This is a genomic window from Bradyrhizobium sp. 142 (genome assembly GCF_023074015.1).
Lineage (GTDB): Bacteria > Pseudomonadota > Alphaproteobacteria > Rhizobiales > Xanthobacteraceae > Bradyrhizobium.
Map to the genome: position 1 here is coordinate 91,942 of NZ_JADPKQ010000389.1, position 6,781 is coordinate 98,722.

6 protein-coding genes are annotated in these 6,781 nt (G+C 62.7%); 1 reads left to right on the forward strand and 5 read right to left on the reverse strand.

Annotated features, from left to right (window positions below; translation table 11 throughout):
• Positions 1-154 precede the first annotated feature (154 nt).
• The 5 genes from IVA82_RS35910 to IVA82_RS35930 form a co-directional block, all read right to left on the reverse strand.
• Complete coding sequence (locus IVA82_RS35910; RefSeq protein WP_247381424.1) at positions 155-886, reverse strand: amino acid ABC transporter ATP-binding protein; 732 nt, start codon at positions 884-886, stop codon at positions 155-157.
• Between the two features lie 12 nt (positions 887-898).
• The gene (locus IVA82_RS35915; protein WP_247381422.1) at positions 899-1,591 is read right to left on the reverse strand and encodes an ABC transporter permease subunit; all 693 of its coding nucleotides are present in this window, start codon (positions 1,589-1,591) and stop codon (positions 899-901) included.
• A gap of 4 nt (positions 1,592-1,595) precedes the next feature.
• Positions 1,596-2,327 carry an amino acid ABC transporter permease gene (locus IVA82_RS35920; protein ID WP_247381420.1) on the reverse strand — a complete coding sequence of 244 codons (732 nt, stop codon included), beginning with the start codon at positions 2,325-2,327 and terminating at the stop codon, positions 1,596-1,598.
• A gap of 127 nt (positions 2,328-2,454) precedes the next feature.
• Positions 2,455-3,366, reverse strand: coding sequence for an amino acid ABC transporter substrate-binding protein (locus IVA82_RS35925; protein WP_247381418.1), 912 nt, complete (start codon positions 3,364-3,366; stop codon positions 2,455-2,457).
• A 99-nt stretch (positions 3,367-3,465) separates the two neighbouring features.
• Entirely contained in the window at positions 3,466-4,851 is a 1,386-nt protein-coding gene (locus IVA82_RS35930) for a M20 family metallopeptidase (protein ID WP_247381416.1), read from the reverse strand.
• A gap of 241 nt (positions 4,852-5,092) precedes the next feature.
• Between IVA82_RS35930 and IVA82_RS35935 the strand changes: the two genes are divergently transcribed.
• Positions 5,093-6,472: an LLM class flavin-dependent oxidoreductase gene (locus IVA82_RS35935; RefSeq protein WP_247381414.1), complete on the forward strand. Its 1,380-nt coding sequence runs from the start codon at positions 5,093-5,095 to the stop codon at positions 6,470-6,472.
• Positions 6,473-6,781: the final 309 nt, after the last annotated feature.

Genomic DNA, 6,781 nt, shown 5'->3' on the forward strand with positions numbered 1-6,781 from the left:
GCACCGAGCACCCCTCGATTCGTCATTCCGGGGCGCGACGTGGTCGCGAGCTATGATGCGCAATTGCGCATCTGAGAATCCATTTCACCTCGTGTACTGCCGCCCGATGGATTCCGGGCCCGCGCCAAGCGGCGCGTCCCGGAATGACGACCGGTCAGTGAGAGAGAATCTTCGACAAGAATTTCTGCGCGCGGTCGCTGCGCGGCTTACCGAAGAAGTCGTCCTTCGGCGCGTCCTCGACGATCTCGCCGCGGTCCATGAAGATCACGCGATTGGCGACCTTGCGGGCAAAGCCCATCTCGTGAGTGACGACCATCATGGTCATGCCGTCATGGGCGAGGTCGACCATGACATCGAGCACCTCGCTCACCATTTCGGGGTCGAGCGCCGAGGTCGGTTCGTCGAACAGCATGACGATCGGGTCCATGGCGAGGGCGCGAGCGATCGCCACGCGCTGCTGCTGGCCGCCGGAAAGCTGCGCAGGAAACTTCTGCGCCTGTTCCTTCAGCCCGACGCGCTCCAGCAGCTTCATGCCCTTCGTGACTGCCTTGTCGCGGGGACGGTCGAGCACCTTTTGCTGCGCTAGGCAGAGATTGTCGATGATCTTCAGATGCGGAAACAGCTCGAAGTGCTGGAACACCATGCCGACCCGCGAGCGCAGTTTCGGCAAATTGGTCTTGGGATCGTTGACTTTGGTGCCATCGACACTGATGTCACCGCTCTGGAACGGCTCCAGTGCGTTGACGCATTTGATCAGCGTCGACTTGCCCGAGCCCGAGGGCCCGCAGACCACCACCACCTCGCCCTTGGTGACGCTGGTAGTGCAGTCGGTCAGCACCTGGAAGGTCGGGCTATACCATTTGTTGACGTGGCTGATTTCGATCATGACCGACACGCTCTATCGAATGATGGCGATGCGCGCCTGCAGGCGGCGAACGCCAAAGGACGCAACACAGGAAATGGTGAAATAGACGATGGCAGCGAATAGATACATCTCGACCAGACGGCCATCGCGCTGCGCGACTTTGCTGGCTGCACCGAGGAAATCCGTGATCGACAATACGTAGACCAGCGAGGTGTCCTGGAACAGCACGATGGTCTGCGTGATCAGGACCGGCAGCATGTTGCGGAATGCCTGCGGCAGCACGACGTAGCGCATGGTCTGCGCATAGCTGAGACCGAGCGCGCTGGCCGCGGCCGGCTGGCCGCGCGAGATCGACTGGATGCCGGCACGCATGATTTCGGAGAAGTAGGCGGCCTCGAACATGATGAAGGTGATGAGCGAGGACGCGAACGCGCCGACGCTGATCGGCCGCGACGCTCCGGTCACCCATTGCCCGATATAGGGCACCAGGAAGTAGAACCAGAAGATCACCAGCACCAGTGGCAGCGAACGCATAAAGTCGACATAAACGCCGGCGATATGGCCCAAGATCTTTAAGCCGGAGAGCCGCATCAGCGCGATGGCCGTGCCGAAGATCAGGCCGCCGAGTGCGGCGAGCGCCGTCAGCGTCACCGTGAATGTCATGCCCTCATAGAACAGATAGGGCAGCGCGCGGCGGATGACATCGAAATCGAAATTGCTGAACATGGTGCTATTTCCCCGTGATGTAGCCGGGGATCGCGACGTAGCGCTCAAGGAAACGCATCGCGGTCACGACGACGGCGTTGACGAGGAGATAGAGGATGGTCGCGGCGGTGAAGGCCTCGAACACCTGGAACGAGAACTCCTGCATCGAGCGCGCCTGTCCGGTGAGTTCGAGCAGGCCGATGGTGATGGCCACGGCCGTATTCTTGATGGTGTTAAGGAACTCGGACGTCAGCGGCGGCAGGATGATGCGGAACGCCATCGGCAGCAGAATGTAACGGTAGCCTTGCATTGTCGTCAGGCCCAGCGCAGTCGCCGCCATCTTCTGCCCGCGCGGCAGCGAGCCGATGCCAGCCTGCAACTGCACGGCGACGCGGGCCGACATGAAGAACCCGACGCCGATCGCAGCCGTCCAGAATGGCGCGTTCGGCAGTTGCTTCAGCCACAGTCCGGCAGATCTTGGCAGCACTTCCGGGAGCACGAAGAACCACAAGAAGAGCTGCACCAGCAGCGGCATATTGCGGAAGAATTCGACATAGGCAAAGCCGAACCAGTACGCCCCCTTCGACGGCAGCGTGCGCATCACGCCGACGATCGAGCCGGTGATCAGCGCGATGACCCAGGCGAGCGCACCCGTCTTGAGGGTCAGCACCAATCCCGCCAGCAGCATGTCGAGATAGGTGCCGGTCCCCATCGGGTTCGGCTGGAAGAAAATTCCCCAGTTCCAGTGGTAGTTCACGTGTCCCCCGCGCGAACGCGCCGATCATGGATGTGGCAGGCGCCTATGCAAATGTCCGGCCACTCCTTCCAGAATGGCCGGAATGTGCTGCCTCTCCCCGTTTGCGGGGAGAGGCGAACAGCTCAGTCTACTTATAGTCGTCCGGGTTTGGCGAGTCCGTGGGCTTGGCAAACTCGTTCTTCAGCTCGGCTGAGATCGGGGTGTTGAGGTTCAGACCCTTCGGCGGGATCTTCTGCGTGAACCACTTGTTGTAGATCTTCTCGCCCTCGCCGGAGGTGTAGAGCGCGGCGGTCGCCGCATCGACCACTTTCTTGAACGGCGCGTCGTCCTTGCGCAGCATGATGCCGTAGGGCTCGGGCTTGGAGAACGCATCCTTGGAGATGACGTAGTCGTCCGGCGATTTCGAGCCGGCAACGAGGCTCGCAAGCAGGATGTCGTCCATGACGAAGGCCACCGCGCGGTCGGTTTCGACCATCAGGAAGGACTCGGCGTGATCCTTGGCCGGGATGATGTTGGCGCCGAGACCGCGCGCGACGTTGGCCTCGGTGAGCTGCTTGATGTTCGTGGTGCCGGCCGTCGAGACCACCGACTTGCCCTTGAGGTCATCGATCGATTTGAGGCCGCTCGACTTCTTGAAGACGTAGCGGCTGGCAGTCAAATAATGGGTGTTGGTGAAAGCGACCTGCTTCTGCCGCTCGGCATTGTTGGTGGTCGAACCGCATTCGAGGTCGATGGTGCCGTTGGCCATCAGCGGGATGCGGGTCGCCGAAGTCACCGGGTTGAGCTTGACCTCGAGCTTGTCGAGCTTGAGCTCCTTCTTCACGGCGTCGACGATCTTGTAGCAGATGTCCATCGCGAAGCCGATGGGCTTCTGGTTGTCGTCGAGATAGGAGAACGGGATCGAGGAGTCGCGGAAGCCGAGCGTGATCGCGCCGGTGTCCTTGATGTTCTTCAGCGTGCCAGTCAGCTCCTGGGCCCCGGCCTGGCTGACGGCAAAGGTCGCGGCCAGCGCGATGCCGATGGTACGGAAATGTTTCACTTTTTTCTTCCCCTTTCAGGATGATGCGGCCGGATGCAAGCACAAATCGGCCCAGATTAGAATGTGACTTTCGGCTGGAACGCGGCTCAGGTTAACGGCTCAGGTTAGCGGGCTGGGCAATTCGCCGAGATCCCAGAACAGGCCGGCCATTACCGTTAAGGCCTCTTCGGTCAAAGGCAGCAGGATGTGCTCATTGGGCGCATGCTGGGAGCAGCCGGGATAAGAGTGCGGGACCCAGATCGTCGGCAGGCCAAGAATCTCGGAAAATACGTCGTTCGGCAGCGAGCCGCCGAAATTCGGCAGCACCGCCGGTGTCTTGCCGGTGGTCTCGCGCACCGAATCCGCCGCCCATTTGATCCAGGGGCTGTCAAAATCGGTGCGCGAGGCGGCAAAGCTCTGGGCCGCCCGCACCTCGACCATCGGAAAGCCCTTTGCGGTCAGATGCGCGCGAATGGCCTCGATCAGGCCGTCGATCCTGGTGCCGACCACGAAACGCAGTTGCAGCACGGCATTGGCATGGCCGGGAATGGCGTTGGCCGGCTTCTCGATATTGCCGGACGACATCGCCAGCACTTCGAGCGTGTTCCAGGCGTAGAGCCGCTCCGCCGCCGACAATCCTTCTTCGCCCCAGTTCTCCGCGAGTGCCGGCTCGTCTTCGGTCGGCATGACCTGCACCTCCGCGAGATAGCTGCGGATCTGGTTGGTGAGGCGCGGCGGCTTCAGCGCATCGAGTTGAAGGCGGCCGTGGCCGTCGACCAGCGTGGCAATCGCGTTGACCAGAATGGTCGCGGGGTTGGCAAGCACGCCGCCCCAATTGCCGGAGTGGTGCCCGCCATCGCGAAGGTTGACGTCGAGATGGATGCGGATGCCGCCGCGGCAGCCGAGAAACAGGGTCGGCCGGTCTGCGGACAAGCGCGGCCCATCCGAGGCCATGAACAGGTCGGCCTTCAATGCGTCGCGGTTGAGATCGCAGACCTTGCCGAGGTCGGGCGAACCGATCTCCTCGCCCATCTCGACGATGAATTTGGCATTGAAGCCGAGCTTGCCGCCGCGGGCGTCGCGCACCGCGCGGAGCGCCGCCATGTTGATGCTGTGCTGGCCCTTGTTGTCCGCGGTGCCGCGGCCGTAGAGCCGCGCGCCTGAAACCGTGGTGCGCCAGGGATCGCGGCCCTCGCGCCACTCGCCTTCCATACCGTCGACGACGTCGCCATGGCCGTAGATCAGAACCGTCGGCGCCGTCTCGCTCTCGCGATGCTCGGCGAACAGGAACGGCGCCTTGCCGCTCGGGGATTCGACCATGCGGCTTTCGAAATCCAGCGCCGCGAAAGCAGGCTGCATCTCCTGTTCCAGATAGGCGCGCAGCTCTGCGCTGCGCGAGGGGTTCTGGCTTTCGGTCCGGAAAGCGACGCGGCGGTCGAGTTCGGCGAGGAACGCGCCGGACTTGAAATCCTCACGGGCGCGGGCGATGGCGTCGGCTCTGGTCATCAGTTGCTTTTCAGGATTGCGAGACGAAGGAGCATACCCGAGACGGGTGGGCCTTCGAAAGTGGCGGGGACCGGATAGTTCTTGGGATTTCGTTCTTGCTCTCTTGAGATTGGCTTGCCAAGGGCAGCCGCGCTGGCGATTTTGGCCTTGCCAAGGCCGAGTTATATGCAAGAACTTCGCCAAGTTCGGGCGCACATCTATCATTCGAAGAGTGCCCGGTACAGGGCGCCGAGGGACCAGCATGGCCAAGCAGATCAGGCTCAACGCATTTGCGATGAATTGCGTCGCACACCAATCACCGGGCCTGTGGACCCATCCGCGCGACCGCACTGCCGACTATAACCGCCTGCCCTATTGGATCGATCTTGCCAAAACGCTGGAGCGCGGCCGTTTCGACGGGCTGTTCCTGGCGGACGTGCTCGGGGTCTATGACGTCTATGGCAACAGCCCTGACGCAGCCTTGCGTAACGCAGCGCAGACGCCGTCGAACGAGCCGCTGCTGCTGCTCTCGGCAATGGCGGCGGTGACGCAAAATCTCGGCTTCGGTGTCACCAGCAATCTGTCCTTCGAGCCGCCCTATCCCTTTGCGCGTCGGATGTCGACGCTGGATCATCTCACCGAGGGACGGATCGGCTGGAACGTTGTCACCGGCTATCTCGACAGCGCCGCGCGCGGCGCCGGCAAGGACAAGCAGACCGGACATGACGATCGCTACGACATTGCCGACGAGTATATGGAGGTCGTCTATAAACTCTGGGAAGGGAGCTGGGAAGACGGCGCGGTGCTGCGCGATCGCAAGCGCGGCATCTTCACCGATCCCACAAAGGTTCATCGCGTCAACCATAAGGGCGCGAATTACCGCATCAACAACACCATTCATCTCAGCGAGCCGTCGCCGCAGCGCACGCCGGTGCTGTACCAGGCCGGCACATCCCCACGCGGGCGGCAATTCGCGGCAAAGCATGCCGAATGCGTGTTCATGTCGGGGCCGTCGGCCAAAGTGATCGGCCCTCGCGTCTCCGCGATCCGCCAGGAGGCTGCCGCGCTCGGCCGCAATCCGGCGGAGATCCTGATGTTCTCGATGATGACGATCATCCTCGGGCGGACGGAGGCGGAGGCGAAGGAAAAGTATGCCGACTATCGCCGCCACATCAGTCCGGAAGGCGCGCTGGCGCTGATGTCGGGATGGACCGGCGTCGACTTCTCCGGCTACGACCTCGACCAGCAGGTGCGCCACGTCCAAAACGACGCCGGCCGCAGCGCGATGGACAACGTCACCCGGGCCGATCCCGACCGCATCTGGACCGTGCGTGATGTCATCGAGCATGTCGGCGTCGGCGGCGCGGGTCCCGTCGTGGTCGGCACGCCGGAGATAGTCGCGGACAAGATCGAAGCATGGTTCGAAGCGACCGACGTCGACGGTCTCAACATCGCATTCGCGATCTCGCCGGGCGACTTCGAGGATATTGCCGACATGCTGGTGCCCGAGCTGACCCGCCGTGAGCGCTACAAGCCGGACTATGCGAACGGCACTCTGCGGGAGAAGCTGTTCGGCGCGGGCCGCGCAAGGCTGGGCGCGCCACATCCTGCTGCAGGGTATCGGGTGGGGAACACGGGATAGAACTGCCGCCTCCTCGTCATTGCGAGCGAAGCGGTCGCGGGAGGGACGCTCATTGCTGAGCGCCCCCCGCACAGATCCGTACGTGCGGCTTTCCCGCATACGGCTCCCACCTCGGGTGAGTGACGGCGAAGCGTGCTCGCGGCCAAGGATGACGGATGTTGGGCCTGGGGAGGCAGTCACAGGCGAGGCGACTGATCGTCTCCCACCTCATGCCATCGGTCTGGCTGCGGCGCCGGAGCGTGCGTCTCCAGAGTTCGATGACGAAGAAGCGGAAGGCGCTGAGCGCCCGACTGTTGGTCGGCACCGCAT

What these genes read in the sequence shown, in the direction of transcription:
- IVA82_RS35910 (WP_247381424.1), bottom strand. Translation starts at nt 886, where the DNA reads ATGATCGAAATCAGCCACGTCAACAAATGGTATAGCCCGACCTTCCAG.
- IVA82_RS35915 (WP_247381422.1), bottom strand. Translation starts at nt 1,591, where the DNA reads ATGTTCAGCAATTTCGATTTCGATGTCATCCGCCGCGCGCTGCCCTAT.
- IVA82_RS35930 (WP_247381416.1), bottom strand. Translation starts at nt 4,851, where the DNA reads ATGACCAGAGCCGACGCCATCGCCCGCGCCCGTGAGGATTTCAAGTCC.
- IVA82_RS35935 (WP_247381414.1), top strand. Translation starts at nt 5,093, where the DNA reads ATGGCCAAGCAGATCAGGCTCAACGCATTTGCGATGAATTGCGTCGCA.